The sequence below is a fragment of the Xanthomarina sp. F2636L genome (assembly GCF_026410195.1).
In the GTDB taxonomy this organism is placed as follows: Bacteria; Bacteroidota; Bacteroidia; order Flavobacteriales; family Flavobacteriaceae; genus Xanthomarina.
This window is the reverse complement of the sequence record NZ_JAPMLM010000065.1, coordinates 1-19,502: the sequence shown is the minus strand read 5'-3', so window position 1 is coordinate 19,502 and position 19,502 is coordinate 1. Positions and strand designations below refer to the sequence as shown.

Genomic DNA, 19,502 nt, shown 5'->3' with positions numbered 1-19,502 from the left:
TAAGCATGCAAATACTTTTAATTGGAGAATTTAGTCGATTACATAATTCCCTAAAGGAAGGATTACAAAAACTAGGACACGACGTTGTTTTAGTTGGAAATGGTGACCTTTTTAAACAGTTTCCTTCTGACATCGATCTTTCAATTAAAACTTGCAACAAGCCTATTTTACTTTTTATTAGAAAAGCCATCCATAAGCTAACTAACTTTGATATAGCTGATTTAGAAGTTGCTTATAAATTTAGAAAAGCCTTAAAAAAGTTACATCACTTTGATGTGGTTCAACTTATAAATGAGGATGCACTTTCTATTCATCCAAAATTACAAATCCCCTTATTGAAGAAATTATTCACTCAAAATAAGAAATTATTTTTACTGTCTTGTGGTGACGATTTTATAAATATTAGTCATTATTTAAAAGAAAAAGAAGCTTATTCTGTATTGTCGCCTTATTTAAACAACAAAGCCCTTAAAAAACAATTCGATTATTGTTTAAAATATATAAGTCCAGCTTATAAAAAACTTCATGAGTTTATTTATAAACATAGTTGTGGTGTGATTGCTTCAGATATGGATTATCATATTCCCTTAATAGGTAACAGTGCTTATTTAGGATTAATCCCAAACCCAATAAATACAGACAAAATACCTTTTGAACCAATTAATGTAACTGATAAAATTCACATCTTTCATGGGATAAACACCTTGTCTCAAATAAAAAAAGGTTCTCATTTTTTTATAGAAGCTTTAGAGGTTATTCAAAAAAAATATGGCAATAAGGTAGAAATTCATACAACTTATAATCTTCCCTACAATCAGTACATTGAAGTGTACAATCAAGCTCATATAGTTTTAGATCAGCTCTACAGTTTCGATCAAGGCTATAATGCTTTAGAGGCAATGGCAAAAGGAAAGGTCGTTTTTACAGGTGCTGAGAAAGAATGGCTAAATTATTATAATTTAGCCGAAAATACTGTTGCTATAAATGCCTTACCAGATGTTAAATATATAGTTGAAAAATTAGAATGGCTCATTGAAAACCCCGCGTTAATTAAAGACATTTCAAAAAACGCAAGAGATTTTATAGAAAAAGAGCACCATTATATTCTAATTGCTGAAAAATATCTGAAGATTTGGGGATGCACATGCTAATCATTAATAGTTAAATCTTTTTCATCTGGAATAACTCCAAAAAGTGACGAACTAAAAATAAGTAAAATCACACAGTAATATAAAACATATGTAACAAAATGTGCGATGGTTGCACCTTTTACGCCATACATATCTACAAACAAAACACTAGACACATAAAGAATTAGCACCGAAAAAGCTTCAGTAATTATATAGTGCCAGAACATGCGCTTAGCTAAAAATTGATAGGCAATTACAATGGATAACACTTTCACGAAATCCCCTAATAGTTGCCATAAAAACAATTCTTCTACAGGTTTAAATTCGCTAGAAAAAACAATTGTAATGATATAGCTCCTCAATAAGTAAATAACCAACAACCCGCCCGCAAAAATTGGAATAATGGTTTTATAAAAATTAAAAACTTCGTTTCTAAACTCCTTTGGATTGTTAATTTCTGATAGACGAGGCAAAATATAAAGTGTCAACAAAGAACTTACAAACATCAAATAATACTTAGAAATACGGGTCATGGCTTCCCAGAATCCTGCTTCGCGCAAACCAATGTTATCACTTATATAATTTCGTATTCCAATGGCGACCATAGGAATAACCATAGCCGAAAATAAGGCCATAACAGAATAAGAACTCAATTTTTTTATGTTTATAAATCTGACGTTACTTATCTTTATTAAAGGTATTAAACTACGTTGATTAACAATTCCAACTAAGGTGATTAGAAAGATTAAAGACTCTGAAATAACAACAGAAATTAAAGCACCATCAATCCGGTTTTTATAAATTAATAACAAGGTAACTGACACACCTAGAATCTGACCAATAATATTAATTATAATCAGAATTTTAAACTTTGAAAAGCCATTCATTATTGAAAATGTAAACATATTCAAAGTGTAAAATGGTAAAGCAATGGCTAACACTTCAATAACATAAGCGTAGTCATTGTACTTGGGAAAAATAATATCATTAATAAATTCAGCATTAAAATAACACAAAAATGATACGACAACAGTTGAAATAAAACCTAAATAAAAAGTAGAAGAAATGGTTTTGCTTAACTCAACAGTATTACTTTTAAATTCCGCAATATATTTAACAACACCATTATACAAACCTAAAGTAGCCAAAGACTGAATGGAATACACAAAATTTCTTAAATTCCCGATAAGTGCCATACCTTCTGCTCCAATAAAATGAGCAATAGCATTCGAGGTTAAAAGTCCTCCGACAATTCTGGTTAAAAGCGACACAGAATTTAACGAAGCAACTTTAATTAAAACGTTATTGTTTATGTATTTAATTAATTTTTTCAATTAATAATAATTTATTATTTCTATAATTTGGGCAACATCCTTGTCTGTCATTACTGGACTAATTGGAAGACTAACAACCGTTTTATGAATATTTTCGGTAATGGGCAAACTTAAATTATTAAAATGAACTAAAGCCTTTTGTTTGTGAGGTGGAATTGGGTAATGAATTAAAGTTTCAATATCATGTTTTTTTAAATAAGAGACAAAATTTTCTCGTTCTCTTACTCTTACTACAAATACATGAAACACATGGTTTTTAGAGCCATCATAAAATGGAAGTTCTATCTTATTTGAGGATATTTCAGTTAGATACCGTTTTGCAATTTCTTGTCGTTTAAAATTATCATCATCTAACGCATTTAATTTAATATTTAAAAACATGGCTTGTATTTCGTCTAATCTGTTGTTAAAACCCACTAGACTATATTCATACTTTTTATCAGCGCCATAATTGTGAAGTTTTTTGATGGTTTTTGCTAAAACAGGATCGTTAGTAGTGACTGCTCCTCCATCTCCCAAAGCCCCCAAATTCTTGCTAGGATAAAAACTAAAAGCAGCGACATGACCTAAATTTCCCGCTTTTTTACCAGCTTTGTTCTCTGCTCCATGTGCTTGAGCTGCGTCCTCAATAATGATTAAATTATTTTTTTCTGCAAGAACATTAATAGCTTCCATATTAACTAATTGTCCATATAAATGCACAACCATTATAGCTTTAACCTTCGGTGTTAATTGCTTTTCAATTTCCTGTACCGACATATTAAAGGTGTTAATTTCTGGCTCAACAAAAACAGGAATCAATCCGGAATTTATAACGGCCAAGGCACTTGCAAAAAAAGTATTTGCCGGAATTAACACATGATCTCCAGTTTTTAAAATTCCTAGTTCTATATAGGCTTTAAATATTAAGCTTAAAGCATCCAAACCATTACTAGTTCCTATACTATATTTTGAACCACAATACTTAGCAAAATTAGTTTCGAAAGTTGCTACTTCTTTACCTAAAATATAATGTCCTGAGTCTAAAAATTGTTTAAATTTATTATTAAATTCAGGTTCAAATCTTTTGTTGATTTTATTTAAGTCTAAAAACTTTATCATATTAAAATATCGTTTAAATTAACATGGTTTTTGGCTAAAACACTATAAACATCATGCGAAATACTTCTGGCTCCAAAAGATTCTTTCCAAGATTGTAAGCCTGAATTTATTTGCTTACCGCCATTTTCACTACATATACCAAAATCGAAATAGGGCTTAGACTCATAAACATCATGAATTAAATGATGAAACAACAGGTCCAAACTACCTAATTCTTGCTTGGTATGGTTTGCTGAAATGTATTGGGCATGAGCCACTTTCTCAGTCTCAAAAATGGTAGTTCCTGCAACAATATTATTGTCATTATATACATTAAATTGCCTAATATTATTAGGAAATTTAGATTTTAAATAGTTTATTTCTTCCAAAGTATGAACCGGTTCTACACCATGTTTCTCCTTTAGGTTTGGTTTTAGAATCTGATTCCAAAACAAATCTAAATCAGACTCTTCCTTAATAATTAAATTGTTTTTATGTGCTTTTTTTAAACCTCTCTTTCTGTTAGATGAACTTATTTTAATTGGATCCTTAGTATCTATAACTAAAGTTAAATCTTTTCTTATAAGCTCGGCTTGAAGTTTAAATAACAAGTAATCTACTTCATCGCTTGGATGTGTATGGTATATTCTTGGTGTTGGTTTTATTATTAGTTCTTCAAACCCTAAATTTTCTATAGTTTCAAGCAAACTTTTAAAAACTTTCATAATAGTTTTAAAGGTAGCATTCTTACCAACTATCAAGCCACCATAAGTAAGTCCTTGATGCGAATAAATAATATGATTCTTAATGTTTGCAGGGAAAAGTGCAACTAGTTTTTTATCTTTAAAAATCAAGAAGGATTGATCTTTAAATCTATCTTGATGGTACTCCATAAAATCACGATGACATAAAAAAGTTCCATTTTTTGAGGTTTGGACAAAATGATTCCAAATTTTGTGATTTTTATCTGAATATGTTACAACTTTAAAGTCGCTCATGAGTATCTATATGAAAATCTAAAATTAAAGTTCTTTTCTTTCAAAAAAAATTAATACCTATTTATCTTAAGAAAATAAATCGTTTACAAAATAAGCGAATACTATTACTTAAGCTTCATAATTTGATATAATTTTTAAAAAAAAATAGCAAGACATTTTTAATGTAGCTACTTTTTTAATAGAATGGTTTACTTATATTTAATCGCTAAAAAAAGTAACGTTGGACTATTTAAAAAAAATAAACAAACAGTTTCTATTTATAATAATTTATGTGCTAACATTCATGATTCTTATTTTTCATGATGCTATATATACACCTGATACAGGAAGTTATCTAAATGCACAAATTTATAGAACTCCTGGTTATTCGTTATTTGCAAAATTGTTTACATTTATTTTTCAAGATTATTTCAATGTTTTTACTGTGGGCTTTCAACTTTTATTTGGGCTATTTGCGGTTCATGTTGTGCTAACAAGAATTTCGAAGCTATTACAGTTACATATTATCAGTGAGTTTGTTTTTCTGGCACTTTTAATTTTCCCATTTTTTGGACCTTTATATATAGCAAATAACATTTGTTCTGAAGGTTTAAGTTATCCTCTTTATCTTTTATTTATTGCTTTTTCTACAGATTTTCTTACAAATTATCACATAAAATCGTTTCGGCTTTTATTAATCACATTCATTCTTTTAGCTTTAACTCGAGGCCAATTTATTGTCTTGCCAATTATAATACTAGTTATTTATATCATTAAAATAAAAACATTAGCATTAAAACGACCTCATCTTAGAAACATTATTTTATTACTTCTTATTCCAGTTGTTATTACTTTAATGGATAGAACCTACCACAAACTAAAAGACAATCTTTTTGTAACAACTCCATTTACTAATATCTGTATGTCTGGAGCTGCTTTTTATGTAAGTGATGCGTCAGATATTCAATATATAAAAGACGAAGACGATAAAAATATTTTTAAGGATTGTTATGGTTTTATAGAAGAAAACAACTGGTTATTGTCAAGCAAAGAAAGAAATTCGTACAAGGACTATTACAACCATTTTCACAACAATTTAGGCAAAATATGCAATTACACAGTACACGATCGTGGTACCGAATATTATTTAAATCGTGGATATTCTATAAGAGAAGCAAGGGTTGGTATTGAAGATACAAGTGGTAATATTGTAAAAGTTTTAATAAAAAATAACTTCAACAAATGGATAAAACTGTATTACAACAATCTAATTCATGGATTTAAATCGGAATTATTATTGTTTTTTATGATTCTTGTCTTTATTTATAGCGGAATAAGATTCTTCGTCTCAAACAACAAGTTTATTCTCTATTTATTTCTATTTTCGTCATTAATCCTTTCAAATGCTTTAATTGTTGCTTTAGCGAGTCATTCCATTATGAGGTATTTATTTTATAATTATTCTTTATTTTTCTTAATATTTATTATTCTTTTAAAGTTAATCAAGCATGGAAAAAAAACCTGAATTATCTATTGTTATGCCATGCTTAAATGAGGCCGAGACTATAGCCATATGTATTACAAAAGCGAAACGATTTTTACAAACCAATCAGGTTGCAGGTGAAATTATAATAGCAGATAATGGTAGCACAGATGGGTCTCAAGACATAGCAAAAAGTCACGATACTATAGTAGTACCAGTTGAAGAAAAGGGTTACGGAAGCGCTCTGAAAGGAGGTATAATTGCTGCTTCAGGAACCTATATTATTATGGCCGATGCCGATGACAGTTATAATTTTGAAAATTTATTACCCTTTTTAAAAGAGCTTAGGGCTGGTACTGATTTAGTAATGGGAAATCGCTTTAAAGGAGGGATTGAAGAAGGAGCCATGCCGTTTCTACATAAATATTTAGGCAATCCTGTTTTGTCTTTCTTAGGACGATTGTTCTATAAAATTAATATAGGCGATTTTCATTGTGGGCTAAGAGGCTTTAGTAAAGAAGCTTATTATAAAATGGATTTAAAAACTACTGGAATGGAGTTTGCCTCAGAAATGATTGTAAAATCCAAACTAAATAATCTAACCATTACCGAAGTACCAACTACTTTAAAACCAGACGGAAGAACTAGAGCACCTCATCTTAACACCTGGAGGGATGGCTGGAGGCATTTAAGGTTTTTACTTTTATACAGTCCGCAATGGCTTTTTTTTATTCCAGGTATCATTCTGATACTCTTAGGCATTATTACTTCAGCCATAATTATAAGTCACCCAATTGTTATCAATAATGTTAAATTAGATATTCACACTTTACTATATTCTTCTAGTATGGTGCTAATTGGCTTTCAGTTTATTGTTTTTTATGCGCTGACAAAAATTTATGCAGTAGAAAACAACTTGCTTCCTAAGAGCAATCGTTACAACAAGTTATTCAATTATTTAAACCTAGAAACTGGTTTGGTAATCGGCGTTCTATTTCTTATTCTTGGGGTAATATTAAGTTATTATGGATTCAGTATTTGGAGACATTCAGATTTTGGAGAACTGAATCCGTCAGAAACCTTAAGGATTATTATACCCGCAGTATTTACAATACTTCTGGGGATGCAAGTAATATTTTTTAGTTTGTTTTTCAGCATTCTGGGATTAAAGAACGCTAATGACTAATCTTTATTTAACACATAATATTGGTTTATTAAATCAATATTAACTAAACAGTCCCAGCAACATCACCCTCCCGTTGTGCTTAATAAATTCAAAAAAAGTTATATCTAATTGTATTTACAACTAAAAAAAAAGAGGAATTCGTTTATAGAATTCCTCTTTAGATATAATTATTAAACTATTTAATTAAATAGCCTTGTTTCTTTTACGCTCTACTTCAGTTAAGTATATTTTACGTAAACGCAAGTGATTTGGTGTTACCTCAACATATTCATCTTTTTGAATATATTCTAAAGCTTCTTCTAAAGAAAACTTAATAGCTGGTACAATCTTCGCTTTATCATCTGCTCCAGAACTACGTACGTTACTTAACTTTTTGGTTTTGGTTACATTAACAGTCATATCGTCTCCACGAGAGTTTTCACCAATTACTTGTCCTTCGTAAATATCTTCACCTGGATCAACAAAAAACTTCCCTCTATCTTGTAATTTATCAATAGAATAAGGAATAGCTTGACCTTTTTCCATAGATACTAAAGATCCATTTTGACGTTCTGGAATTCCACCTTTTAAAGGTTGATACTCCTTAAACCTATGAGCCATAATCGCCTCTCCTGCTGTAGCAGTTAAAAGCTGGTTACGTAAGCCAATAATTCCCCTTGAAGGTACCATAAACTTACAAACCATTCTGTCTCCTTTAGCTTCCATACTTAACATTTCGCCTTTACGAGTAGAAACCATTTCAATAGCTTTTCCTGAAACTTCTTCTGGTAAATCTATTGTCATCTCTTCAATTGGCTCACATTTTACACCATCTATTTCTTTAATTATTACTTGTGGTTGACCAATTTGAAGTTCATAACCTTCACGACGCATCGTTTCTATTAAAACCGATAAGTGTAATACACCACGTCCAAAAACGATGAATTTATCTGCACTATCAGTTTCATTAACACGTAATGCCAGATTCTTTTCTAGTTCTTTATTTAAACGATCCTTAATATGTCTAGAAGTTACAAACTTTCCATCTTTCCCAAAGAAAGGAGAATCGTTAATTGTAAATAACATACTCATTGTTGGTTCGTCTATAGCTATGGTTTTTAAGCCTTCTGGATTTTCAAAATCCGCAACAGTATCACCAATTTCAAAACCTTCAAGGCCAACAATCGCACAAATATCACCTGTCTGAACTTCTTCTACTTTTTTACGGCCAACGCCTTCAAAAACATGAAGTTCTTTAATTTTATTTTTAACAATCTTACCATCTCTTTTTACTAAAGAAATGTTTTGACCTACTTTTAATTCACCACGAGTTAAACGTCCAATAGCTATTCGCCCCGTAAAAGACGAAAAATCTAAAGATGTAATTAACATTTGTGTATTTCCTTTAACAATTTTTGGAGCAGGAATATGTTCGATAACCATGTCTAATAATGGTTCAATATTATCTGTTGGATTTTTCCAATCTTCACTCATCCAGTTGTTTTTGGCAGAACCATAAACCGTTGGAAAATCTAGTTGCCACTCTTCTGCCCCTAGTTCAAACATCAAATCGAATACAGCCTCATGGACATCGTCTGGAGTACAGTTTTCTTTATCGACTTTATTTACAACCACACATGGTTTTAAACCTAAATCAATTGCTTTTTGTAAAACAAAACGTGTTTGAGGCATAGGGCCTTCAAAAGCATCAACTAACAATAAAACACCATCAGCCATGTTTAATACCCTCTCTACTTCACCACCAAAATCGGCGTGACCAGGAGTATCAATAATATTAATTTTTGTGTCTTTATAAATAACAGACACATTTTTAGAAGTAATAGTAATACCTCGTTCTCTCTCTAGATCGTTATTATCTAGAATTAAATCGCCAGTATTTTCGTTTTCACGAAATAATTGACAATGGTACATGATTTTATCAACCATAGTAGTTTTACCATGATCGACGTGGGCAATAATTGCAATGTTTTTAATGTTAGCCATATAGGTGCTTTATTTTGAGCGTGCAAAGTTACGTTTTATTTTAATAGGTTGTATGTGATAATTAACAAGTTTTTTAAACGCAACTGAATATTAATTTCTGCTTTATATGACTGAATATTAATTTTTTACCTTAAATTTATCTAACAAACAAAAACTTTAATAATGAAATTTAAATTAATACTACTAATAACTTTATTCACTTTCACTAATTTAATATCACAAACAAATGGAATAAATTATAAGGCAATTGTGAAAGATGAAAATGGCAACCCCCTTACTAATGCAGAAATACTAATACAGTTTGTAATATTAAAAGGAGCATCCCAAACCAATGTATATCAAGAAGTACACATGCCAGACACTGATGCTAATGGTTTAGTTATTTTAAACATTGGAGAAGGCACACCTGTTTATGGAACGTTTAATGCCATAGATTGGGCTTCAGATGATCATTTTTTAATGGTGCTAATAAACACTGGTGGCCCTGATTTTGTTAATTTAGGCACGACACAACTTAAGACTGTGCCTTATGCTCTACATTCCAACTCTTCAGATTTCGCAACTGAATCAACCCATTCCAACTCTTCAGATTTTGCAACCGAATCAACTACAGCTTTTAATCTTAGTCTCAAAGATGGCACGAATACTAAATTTAATATAAATTATCATGCTCCTGATGACAATCTAAGGATCACTGAGACTGGAACAGGTAGTGTTTTAGAGATTAAAAATGGAGAGTTTTATCTACCTCAATATGCAGGTAATAATAATGGTTCACTTAAGGTTGATGCAACAGGGAAAGTTATATCTGAAATTATAGGTGAATACATATTTAATAGGTTTGAACTACCGATTATTGACGAGTATTCAACTTACACGCGATTACGAAGAGGGGTTCAGATTCCAGATGGAACCGTTCTTGCTGGTATTAAGGCAATATTGAAAGATAATGACAATTCAGGAAGTTATGGCGTTCATAATACTGCTTATGCTGGACTATATCGAGCTAACAAATACGCATATAACGAAAATTCAATTTTACCTATCTACATAATTGATGGCTCCGACACACCAAACGGTATGTTTAGTACATTCACACAAACAACTTTATCCCAATCAAATTCTGATATTATTGATAATGAAAATTACATATACTTTATTCAAGTTTGGTATTGTAACGATTGTGATATAACGGAGTTCACAATAATGAAATTTTAATACCCCTAATAAAACACTATTATCAGTTTACAAACTATGTTAAGTAAATGTTATAGTTAAAAAGTATTATACTTTCTGTTTGTATCTTTCGTTTAATTAATGATTAATAGTAAATAGCCAAACTAACCAGTAATTAAACCACAACAGGCAATTTACATCTTAATAAAAACAGGTTTAACCCTAAATTTTAAAAGATGAAACTGATTAGTAAATACTCAAAATTCACACCTTACTTCTATTTTATAGCAGCAGTTGCTTATTGGTTTACAGACGTTAATAAAAATGAAGGCATAACTGCTTACCCTATTTTATTGACAGCTATTCCATTTGTTTGGCAACTTATTAAACCAAGTAAACAACTTAATTTTTCATTAGGAATTGTTTCTGTATGCCTATCGTCTTATATGATATTAGCATACTTAATAGATACCCTTAATATTATTACATTTTCTGAAACAGTAAGAAACTTTGTTATTGTTGGGGGTATATTTGTTTTTACAAACTTTTTAATGTCGCTTTGGATGATTAGAAATAGTATGAAAAAAGCATTCTAAATTGACTATCTTTGTGGCTTAAAATTTTAAGCAGATGAATCTTAACGAGATCCCTAAAATAAAACACACTAGTTCTAATAACTTTTTCCTTTTAGCAGGACCTTGCGCCATTGAAGGTGAAGATATGGCCTTGCGTATTGCTGAAAAAGTAATTGCAATTACAGAGACGCTTGAGATTCCATATATTTTTAAGGGAAGTTTTAAAAAAGCTAACAGAAGCAGAATTGACAGTTTTACAGGTATTGGAGATGAAAAAGCACTTAAAATTCTTCAAAAAGTATCCAACACATTCGATGTCCCAACGGTTACCGATATTCACGAAATATCTGATGCCGCTATGGCTGCCGAATATGTAGATGTGTTACAAATTCCTGCTTTTTTGGTTCGTCAAACAGATTTGGTGGTAGCTGCTGCAAAAACAAACAAAGTAGTCAACTTAAAAAAAGGACAATTTATGAGTCCTGAAGCCATGAAACATGCCGTCCAAAAAGTAAAAGATGCTGGTAACGAAAAAGTTTGGATAACCGATAGAGGCACCATGTTTGGCTATCAAGATATGATTGTCGATTTTCGAGGCATTCCAACCATGCGTCAATATGCACCTACTGTTTTAGACGTGACGCATTCTTTACAGCAACCAAACCAGACTGTAGGTGTAACTGGTGGACGCCCAGATATGATTGAAACTATTGCTAGAGCTGGAATTGTAAATAATGTCGATGGCTTATTTATAGAAACACATTTCGATCCTGCAAATGCAAAAAGTGATGGCGCAAATATGCTTCATTTAGATAATTTGGAAAAATTATTGACCAATTTAATTACTATTAGAAAAGTGGTGAATTCTCTATAATTTTATTTATTCCAAAACGATTTATCTTTATGCAGCTCTACTTCCTTTAAAATAGAAACTAAGATATCATCCTTGATATCTTCTAGAGTCTTATATCGAAGTGATTTTACAATTTTTCGGCTTTCACCTACCAGATGAGCATCAAACTTTTTTGAAAGATGAGCCGAATGCCAGAAACCAACATCTACATAATCTTTACTTTTATTTAAATAACAAATTGGCCGCTTTCCTATATAAAAACAAGGCAACCTCCATTTATATTTTAACTCGACTTGTGGTAAAGTGCGCTCAATAACCACCTGCAAATGCATCAATATAGAGCGGAAAGGCTCAACTTGCTTTAGTATGTATTCTTCGGCTGGTTTCATAACAAGTCGAATTAATCCTCACGATTCTTCTCTTGAATTCTTTTAACAATTAAAGCAGCAGTATTTCTGGGCATGATACGAGGTAAAGTTGCTAAAAGTTTATTAAATCTACCCGGTATAGCATAGACCTTACCTTTATTCATAGATTTATAGCCGTAAGCAGCTACTTCTTTAGAACTAGCCATATTAAAAGTAATTTTATTTTCAGATGTATTGTTTGAAACCACTTGCTGAAACGAAGTTTTTGTAGGCCCAGGACACAAAGCTGTTACTGTAACTCCAGTTCCTTTTAACTCGCATGCTATGGCTTCAGAGAAAGAAAGAATATATCCTTTTGTAGCATAGTATAAAGACATTAATGGTCCTGGCTGAAAAGCAGCTAAAGAGGATAAATTTAAAATTTTTCCAGACCCTCTTTTAACCATTCCTTTTAAAATCAATTTGGTTAAATGAGTGGTAGTCATTACATGCAGATGCAACATTTGTTCTTCGCGTTTCCAATCGGTTTCCCAAAAGGTACCAAACAAACCAAAACCGGCATTGTTAATTAATACATCTATTTCTAAACCATTCAATTCTTCAATGATTTCTTCAGAAATATTGACTTGACTTAAATCCTTTACTGAAATTTGAACTGTAACCGAATAAACAGATTCTATTAGTTGTTTTGCCTCCTGAAGTTTTTCAGCATCAATATCTATTAAAACTAAATTATGTGCATCTTTAGCTAACAAAAGTGCTAGTTCATATCCTAATCCAGAGGCGCCTCCCGTTACTAAAGCTGTTTTATTCATATTAACTATTTTAATATTTACCATCCGCATATCCTTGTAGATATGAGAATCTTTCCGTTAGTTTTCCATTCTCGGTAATTTTTGCACGCTTTAAAATACCACGTTCATCTTTATTAAAAAAAGCAGGAATAACATTCTCTAAAAACATCTCTCCAAAACCTTCACTGGCGTCTTTAGGCAATTCACATGGTAAATTATCAACCGCCATAACTGTTATTGCATCTTTAGCATTGTAGGCCACTTCACTTTCGGTTTTTGCATCATAGCCATAAAAAGGGTCTGCTATAGTAGAAGCCCTTAATGTTGACGCTACAGGTCCATCCACATCACAGCTAATATCTGCAATCAAATTAATTTTAAAATCAGCATGTTTTGCATCTTCTCTCGTAAATAGGTAAGGTGCGTTATTACCATAAAAATGACCAGCTATAAAATAATCCGTTACCTTAGCGTAAGGCATAAAATTACTTTTATATCCTGTAGGATCCTTATAAAACTCTTGTTTTCTCCCAACTTTTCCATCTTTACGAATATTATATTCCATAACATCTGCCATACAATAAACAGGTTCGGAGAAGTGACACGTTAAATACAGCGCATCGCTAACCTCTTTTATTTTTAGGTGGTCTAGAATTTCTTTGGCACCTTGAGCTACTTTTCCAGTTCCTGTTAGAACTATTTTAATATTAGGAATTGTAATTTTATCTAATTCTGCCCTAACAGCATTTAAATCAGCTAAAGTTTCTACTTTTGGTAAGTTAAACAAGTTATCTCTCAAGCCTAAAGCTCTAAATCCATTGTAAGCTCCAACTAAACCAGCATAACGACCAAATCCAATTAATCTGGCGTTACTTTTCTTTACAATAGTTTCATGGTCGTACATTTCAATATTTTTTTCCAGCATGGCTAGAAGCAGCTTTCTATTGTATGGCTGTTTTTTAATAGTATGCGAAAAAAAGAAATACTTTTTATTAGGGATAAGCGCATCTATAGGGACCTCTTTTACACCTAACATAACATCGCAATCACTAACATCATTAGTAACTTCAAAACCTAAGGCTTTATATGCTTCATCTGGAAATACGCGTATTTCACTCGATTCTATTTTAAAAGTAGCTTCTGGAAATTGTTTTCTAGCTTCAGCTAATTTTTCTGGTGAAAATACCACACGCCTATCTGGTGGGTTTTTTCGTTCTTTTATGATGGCGAATTTAATACTCATTGCTAAAAATTATTACTTATAAATTATTCTGTTAATTATATATCAACTTTCTTGAAGTGATATCTCGATGAGACCATGGGTTTTTGGTATAGAATTTGCACGAAAATACATGGATTTATGAAGTTGTACAACTATTTTTTAGTAACTTCGCTTTCCTTTTAAAAAAAGGATTATAATTTATTTGGGGTCGACTGGTTTTGACAGCGAGATCAATTAAACGGTAAGCACGTCGTGTAATGACTTTGAAACACGTAAAAGGCTAGGTCAAACTTTTAAACGGCGAGAATAACTACGCTTTAGCTGCCTAATCTGAATTATAGTAGGATTGGCCTAGGTACACAAGGTGTACAAGCTAAATGTCTCCTGAAAGCCTTGATTAACGGCGTTCTATTAGAGGCATCGTAAATGTTAATATAGAGAGTAGAGCGCTTCGATTTACTTTTGAAACTAAAGAAGATAAGTTGTAAGTAGGTTGTCTGTAACCAGCTTACAATCGAAAAACCAAGAACAGAATAAACGTGTAGAAAGCTCTTTAGTGGCTTGTTTGGACGAGAGTTCGATTCTCTCCGACTCCACAAACTAAAAGCCTTTAGAATAACTCTAAAGGCTTTTTTAATCTAATTAAGAAGTTCCCTTATTTTAAATCTTAATTAACAGTTGCAGTAATTGTTACAACATCTTGAACAGCTTTGCTATTAGAGGTAATAGTTATTGGTTGCTTGATTCTACCATTCTTATTCGTGGAGTTAAACTGCACCTCAAATTGTCCATGTTCTCCTGGTAGAATAGCTTCTTTTGGCCAATCGTTTGGAACGGTGCAACCACATTTCGCTTCTATAGACGATATAACTAACGATTCTGTACCAGTATTTTTAAATTTAAAAACAGTAGACACCTGGTCACCTTGTTGAATAAATCCAAAATCATGTTCTGTTTCTTCAAAAGTTATATTTGGATAGTTATTAACCTCCGACTTATTTAAGGTTTTGCTTATTTTAGTAAGCTTTGATTTTTCATTTTTACAAGCTGTTAATGCTAAAACAGCTAATACGATTAGAATTTTTTTCATTTTTTTAGTTTTCTGTAATTATAAATTCACTTCTTCGGTTTGCCTGGTGTTCCTCTTTGCTACATTTTACTCCATTCGAGCATTTATTAGTAAGTTGGGTCTCTCCATAACCTTTTCCAGACAATCTATCTTCAGAGATACCTCCAATATTAATAAGATACTCCTTTGTTGATTTATTCCTTCTATTGGATAGAGCTAAATTATAAGAATCATTACCTCGTGAGTCTGTATGCGAACGCACATCTACCTTTACCGAAGGAAATTCTTTCATATAATTGATTATTTTTGCTAATTCTATTTCCGCATCAGACCTTATAAATGACTTATCATAGTCGAAATAAATAGGATTTAAATTTAATAATTTAAATAAATCAGTTCCTAAAGCTGCAGCTTTCGGTTTTGGCTCTAAACTCAATTTAAGCGTAAGGTCTTCACTTGAGTTTGATTTAATTTCAAAATTTGTCAATCCTTGATTGTATCCTTCCTTTTCAGCAATTACTTTAATTACTGCCGCTTCACAAGATAATTCATCACTAAACATCCCTTTAGAATCAGATTTAAAAGTTCTTATGATAGAATTATTTTCATCATATAAAGTAACATCAGCCTCCAAAATTATTTCATTAGTTATAGCATTTAAAACTGTTCCAGAAATTAATTGGTTACATAAAGGTTTTTCGAATGAATATATATCATCATCTCCTTTCCCTCCTTCTCTATTTGAAGAAATATAACCTTGCCTTGTTACTTCATCAAAAATAAAAGCAAAGTCATCTTTTTTACTATTTATAGGTTTCCCTAAATTTGTTGCTGTATTATTAGACGTTTTAATTGATTCAATATTTTCATATTTGTATACATCTAAACCGCCTAAACCTATTCTTCCTTCAGATGAAAAATAAAGTGTACCATTATTACTGATGTATGGAAAATTTTCTCTTGCTTCTGTATTAATTTTAGATCCTAAATTTACCGGTTCACCAAAACTTCCATCTTCATGTATTTTAACCATAAAAATATCTGAAGCCCCTAAAGTACCTGGCATATCTGACGCAAAATATAATTTTGTTTCATCCTGATTTAAAGTAGGGTGGGCTACATTATATTTATCATTGTTAAATGGCAAAGACTCTATACTTGTCCATTGCCCATCAACTAGTTTAGCTTTGAATATTTTTAACTTATAGGTACTAGTAGTGTCTTTTTTTAGTTTTCCTTCAAAGAAATTATTCCTTGTAAAATACATAGTCTCACCATCTTTACTAAAAGTTGTTGAAGATTCATGATATTTTGTGTTAACCTCTCCAATAAGCTTATCGACACTACCATCCTCATTTAATTGAAAAACATCTAAAAATGGTTGCTCATTCCATGAGTATAGTTTTCCATCTAAATCTTTTGAAGATGCAAAAATTAAGTTGCCTTTATAAACTGACACTCCAAAATCAGATAATGATGTATTAACATCTAAGTTTATTAGCTCAAAATTATCTGATAGACTTTCTATATCAGAGAGATAATTAATGTTCTCTTTAAACAATATACTTCTTGAGTCTGTTGGGCTTAATTCGCAAAACAAATTCATTATATCATTGGCTTTAGAATAATTATTGATTGCTTTTAAGCTTAATGCATACCGGAAATAGCTCTCAGAGTTTACTTCTCGATCTTGCCTCAATAGTTCTTCGTACCATTTAGAAGCATTTTGCATATCTCCGTTAAAATAATAAGAATTTGCTAAATGTTGAAGGTCTTCAGATGTTGCTTTATTTTCTTCTGCCAATTCCAAAAGCTGTTGTACTGATTTAACATAAGAAAAATTTGTATACGCCTTTTCAGCCTTTCTATTCACTTTATTTTGTCCAAATGACAGATTCGTAATAAGAATTAGTACTATTATAAGTAGTTTATTTTTCATCGTATTTATTTTTTAGAAGAATCTTGGGGATATAAATCTACCTGATTTTTGTAACTCAAAACGCAGCATGATTTCATGTGTTCCACTATTATAATTATTCAAATTTGTTGCTGTTAAATCGTATGCATAACCAATATACAAGCCTTTATTTACTTGAAAACCTGCCAATGCACTAAATGAATCATCCCATCGCCAAGCTAATCCTAAGGTTAGTTTGTCATTGAAAAGAAAATTTGCTGACACATCTGCAATTAGTGGAGCACCTGAGACTGCTTTAACTAAGAAAGCAGGTTTAAGCTTTATTGTTTCACTTAAATCAAATACATAACCACCAATTAAATAGAAGTGTAAACGTTCTGCAGCTAGTGATTCTTGAAAATCATCATAATGTTCTGTCTTAATAAAGTTTGGCACAGAAAACCCTAGATACCATTTTCTAGAATGTAGGTATAAACCAGCTCCAATAGTTGGTGAAAGCAAACTTACGTTTTCACTATATACACGATCTGGATTTTGGTAACTTCCTTTACTCCAATCCGTATTTAATAAGTTAATTCCTCCTTTAAGTCCAAATGATAGTTTTGTCCCATTGCTATTTAAAGGTATTGTATATGAAAAATTTGCGTTTATATAAGTTTCATTTACAGGCCCTAAGGCATCATTTACAATAGAGAGTCCCAAACCAATTTTTTCATTGCGTAACGGAGAATGAACTCCTAAGGTTTGTGTTTTTGGAGCCCCATCAATGCCTACCCATTGTGTTCTGTAAAGGCCAGTAATACTTAAAGTCTCCCTTTGCCCTGCATAAGCTGGGTTAATACTCATAGTATTATACATGTATTGAGTAAATTGAGGATCTTGCTGAGCCAAACCATTTAAAGTAACCATTAACGTAATTATAGCTATAATTAATCCTTTTATATTTGATGATTTATGTATCATTTTTATTGTTTTTTATTTGGGTAAAAAAATTATCTGTTTATGTATAACCATCCAACTTTTGGGGCAGAACTATTTCCTAAATCCAATACATAGTAATAAGTTCCTACAGGCAACTTTTTTGATTCGTTAATTGCCACTCGACCGTTTGAAGTTCCATCCCAATTATTTTGATATCCTCGTTTTGAATAAACCATATTTCCCCAACGATTATATACTTCTAATTTATTGTCTGGGTAATCTTCTATACAACCAATAATGAATGTGTCATTTATACCATCATTGTTCGGTGAAAACTCGTTATAGATTGTCAAACACCCTAATTGAGTTATTGTCGGATCATCGGTTGTATTACCATCATAATCATCATCATCATCACTTGTGTCAGATACAATTATTGCATCTGGTGTTATTCCAGTGGCAACCACACTATTACTTACTCCTTCTGCATTAATTGCTTCTTGAGTTATTATAAATGTTGCCGTGTAAGTTGCAATTTCACCTACTAATAAAGTTCCTTCAGCACTTCCAAAATCTGCACTATCAAATGTTGGCTCGGTAGTTAATGTTAATATATTTCCATTTGCATCTAAAAACGTATCAACAAGGCTTATTTCCGTTAAGACTACATCACCTGTATTCTCAACAGTTATGGTGTAGGTAATTTGATCACCTAGTCTAGTGCCAAAAACCTCAGCTGTTTTAATCACTATTAACTCTCCATCACAGTTTTGACCAATAGTTGCATCGTTATCGTCACAGTCTTCTGATGTTGGAACGCCATCACAATCCGCATCATTTACGTTACTATTCGTATTGGTAGCATCGTTATCATCACAATCCTCAGATGTTGGAACGCCATCACAATCGGCATCATTGACGTTGCTATTCGTATTGGTTGCATCGTTGTCATCACAATCCTCGGATGTTGGAACGCCATCACAATCGGCATCGTTTACATTAGAATTTGTGTTAGTTGCATCGTTGTCGTCACAATCCTCAGATGTTGGGACGCCATCACAATCCGCATCGTTTACATTAGAGTTTGTGTTCGTTGCATCGTTATCGTCACAGTCTTCGCTTGTTGGAATACCATCACAATCGGCATCATTGACGTTAGAGTTTGTATTGGTTGCATCGTTGTCGTCACAGTCTTCTGATGTTGGAATGCCATCACAATCAGCATCGTTGACGTTACTATTCGTATTTGTTGCGTCATTATCGTCACAATCTTCTGACGTTGGAACACCATCACAATCCGCATCATTGACGTTTGAGTTTATATTGGTAGCATCGTTGTCATCACAGTCTTCACTGGTTGGAACACCATCGCAATCGGCATCGTTGACGTTAGAGTTTGTGTTGGTTGCATCGTTATCGTCACAATCCTCAGA

17 protein-coding genes and 1 other RNA gene are annotated in these 19,502 nt (G+C 31.9%); 7 read left to right on the top strand and 11 right to left on the bottom strand.

Annotated features, from left to right (window positions below; genetic code table 11):
* Nucleotides 1-5: 5 nt before the first annotated feature.
* Nucleotides 6-1,151 carry a glycosyltransferase family protein gene (locus OS191_RS06795; protein WP_267154969.1) on the top strand — a complete coding sequence of 382 codons (1,146 nt, stop codon included), beginning with the start codon at nucleotides 6-8 and terminating at the stop codon, nucleotides 1,149-1,151.
* Here OS191_RS06795 and OS191_RS06790 read toward each other — a convergent pair.
* From OS191_RS06790 to OS191_RS06780, 3 genes are read right to left on the bottom strand one after another with little or no spacing between them, the layout of a single operon-like run.
* Nucleotides 1,148-2,464, bottom strand: coding sequence for an O-antigen translocase (locus OS191_RS06790; protein ID WP_267154968.1), 1,317 nt, complete (start codon nucleotides 2,462-2,464; stop codon nucleotides 1,148-1,150). The genes OS191_RS06795 and OS191_RS06790 overlap by 4 nt on opposite strands.
* The gene (locus OS191_RS06785; protein WP_267154967.1) at nucleotides 2,465-3,565 is read right to left on the bottom strand and encodes a DegT/DnrJ/EryC1/StrS family aminotransferase; all 1,101 of its coding nucleotides are present in this window, start codon (nucleotides 3,563-3,565) and stop codon (nucleotides 2,465-2,467) included.
* Nucleotides 3,562-4,542, bottom strand: a complete 981-nt coding sequence (locus OS191_RS06780; RefSeq protein ID WP_267154966.1) for a GNAT family N-acetyltransferase — start codon at nucleotides 4,540-4,542, stop codon at nucleotides 3,562-3,564. The genes OS191_RS06785 and OS191_RS06780 overlap by 4 nt, the downstream gene beginning before the upstream one ends.
* Before the next feature lie 283 nt (nucleotides 4,543-4,825).
* Here OS191_RS06780 and OS191_RS06775 point away from each other — a divergent pair, with 283 nt between their 5' ends.
* Together OS191_RS06775 and OS191_RS06770 are read left to right on the top strand one after the other, a co-directional pair.
* On the top strand, nucleotides 4,826-6,046 hold the full coding sequence (locus OS191_RS06775; protein WP_267154965.1) for a hypothetical protein: 1,221 nt from the start codon (nucleotides 4,826-4,828) through the stop codon (nucleotides 6,044-6,046).
* Nucleotides 6,030-7,190 carry a glycosyltransferase family 2 protein gene (locus OS191_RS06770; RefSeq protein ID WP_267154964.1) on the top strand — a complete coding sequence of 387 codons (1,161 nt, stop codon included), beginning with the start codon at nucleotides 6,030-6,032 and terminating at the stop codon, nucleotides 7,188-7,190. The genes OS191_RS06775 and OS191_RS06770 overlap by 17 nt, the downstream gene beginning before the upstream one ends.
* A gap of 183 nt (nucleotides 7,191-7,373) precedes the next feature.
* Here OS191_RS06770 and typA read toward each other — a convergent pair whose 3' ends face one another.
* Nucleotides 7,374-9,173 (bottom strand): translational GTPase TypA, encoded by a 1,800-nt coding sequence (gene typA / locus OS191_RS06765; protein ID WP_267154963.1) that lies wholly within the window; start codon nucleotides 9,171-9,173, stop codon nucleotides 7,374-7,376.
* 162 nt (nucleotides 9,174-9,335) lie between these two features.
* On the opposite strand from typA, the gene OS191_RS06760 reads away from it, so the two are divergent.
* The 3 genes from OS191_RS06760 to kdsA all read left to right on the top strand — a co-directional run bounded on the left by OS191_RS06760 (nucleotide 9,336) and on the right by kdsA (nucleotide 11,798).
* Entirely contained in the window at nucleotides 9,336-10,391 is a 1,056-nt protein-coding gene (locus OS191_RS06760; protein ID WP_267154962.1) for a hypothetical protein, read from the top strand.
* 194 nt (nucleotides 10,392-10,585) lie between these two features.
* Entirely contained in the window at nucleotides 10,586-10,945 is a 360-nt protein-coding gene (locus OS191_RS06755; RefSeq protein ID WP_267154961.1) for a hypothetical protein, read from the top strand.
* Between the two features lie 34 nt (nucleotides 10,946-10,979).
* Nucleotides 10,980-11,798 (top strand): 3-deoxy-8-phosphooctulonate synthase, encoded by an 819-nt coding sequence (gene kdsA, locus OS191_RS06750; protein WP_267154960.1) that lies wholly within the window; start codon nucleotides 10,980-10,982, stop codon nucleotides 11,796-11,798.
* 2 nt (nucleotides 11,799-11,800) lie between these two features.
* Here the strand turns inward: kdsA and OS191_RS06745 are convergent, their stop codons facing one another.
* The 3 genes from OS191_RS06745 to OS191_RS06735 are packed head-to-tail and all read right to left on the bottom strand — an operon-like array spanning nucleotide 11,801 to nucleotide 14,176.
* Nucleotides 11,801-12,166, bottom strand: a complete 366-nt coding sequence (locus OS191_RS06745) for a DUF1801 domain-containing protein (protein WP_267154959.1) — start codon at nucleotides 12,164-12,166, stop codon at nucleotides 11,801-11,803.
* Nucleotides 12,167-12,177: 11 nt separating this feature from the next.
* A complete protein-coding gene (locus OS191_RS06740; RefSeq protein ID WP_267154958.1) occupies nucleotides 12,178-12,960 on the bottom strand; it encodes an SDR family NAD(P)-dependent oxidoreductase in 783 nt (260 codons plus the stop codon).
* Nucleotides 12,961-12,970: 10 nt separating this feature from the next.
* Entirely contained in the window at nucleotides 12,971-14,176 is a 1,206-nt protein-coding gene (locus OS191_RS06735) for an NAD(P)-dependent oxidoreductase (protein ID WP_267155034.1), read from the bottom strand.
* A 189-nt stretch (nucleotides 14,177-14,365) separates the two neighbouring features.
* Between OS191_RS06735 and ssrA the strand changes: the two genes are divergently transcribed.
* Nucleotides 14,366-14,760: a transfer-messenger RNA gene (gene ssrA, locus OS191_RS06730) on the top strand.
* 68 nt (nucleotides 14,761-14,828) lie between these two features.
* Here ssrA and OS191_RS06725 read toward each other — a convergent pair.
* The 4 genes from OS191_RS06725 to OS191_RS06710 all read right to left on the bottom strand — a co-directional run.
* Complete coding sequence (locus OS191_RS06725; RefSeq protein ID WP_267154957.1) at nucleotides 14,829-15,251, bottom strand: DUF1573 domain-containing protein; 423 nt, start codon at nucleotides 15,249-15,251, stop codon at nucleotides 14,829-14,831.
* Nucleotides 15,252-15,255: 4 nt separating this feature from the next.
* A complete protein-coding gene (locus tag OS191_RS06720) occupies nucleotides 15,256-17,169 on the bottom strand; it encodes an OmpA family protein (protein ID WP_267154956.1) in 1,914 nt (637 codons plus the stop codon).
* Between the two features lie 12 nt (nucleotides 17,170-17,181).
* On the bottom strand, nucleotides 17,182-18,111 hold the full coding sequence (locus OS191_RS06715) for a PorP/SprF family type IX secretion system membrane protein (RefSeq protein WP_267154955.1): 930 nt from the start codon (nucleotides 18,109-18,111) through the stop codon (nucleotides 17,182-17,184).
* A 29-nt stretch (nucleotides 18,112-18,140) separates the two neighbouring features.
* The coding region (locus OS191_RS06710; RefSeq protein ID WP_267154954.1) for a T9SS type B sorting domain-containing protein at nucleotides 18,141-19,502 on the bottom strand (1,362 nt) is incomplete at its 5' end.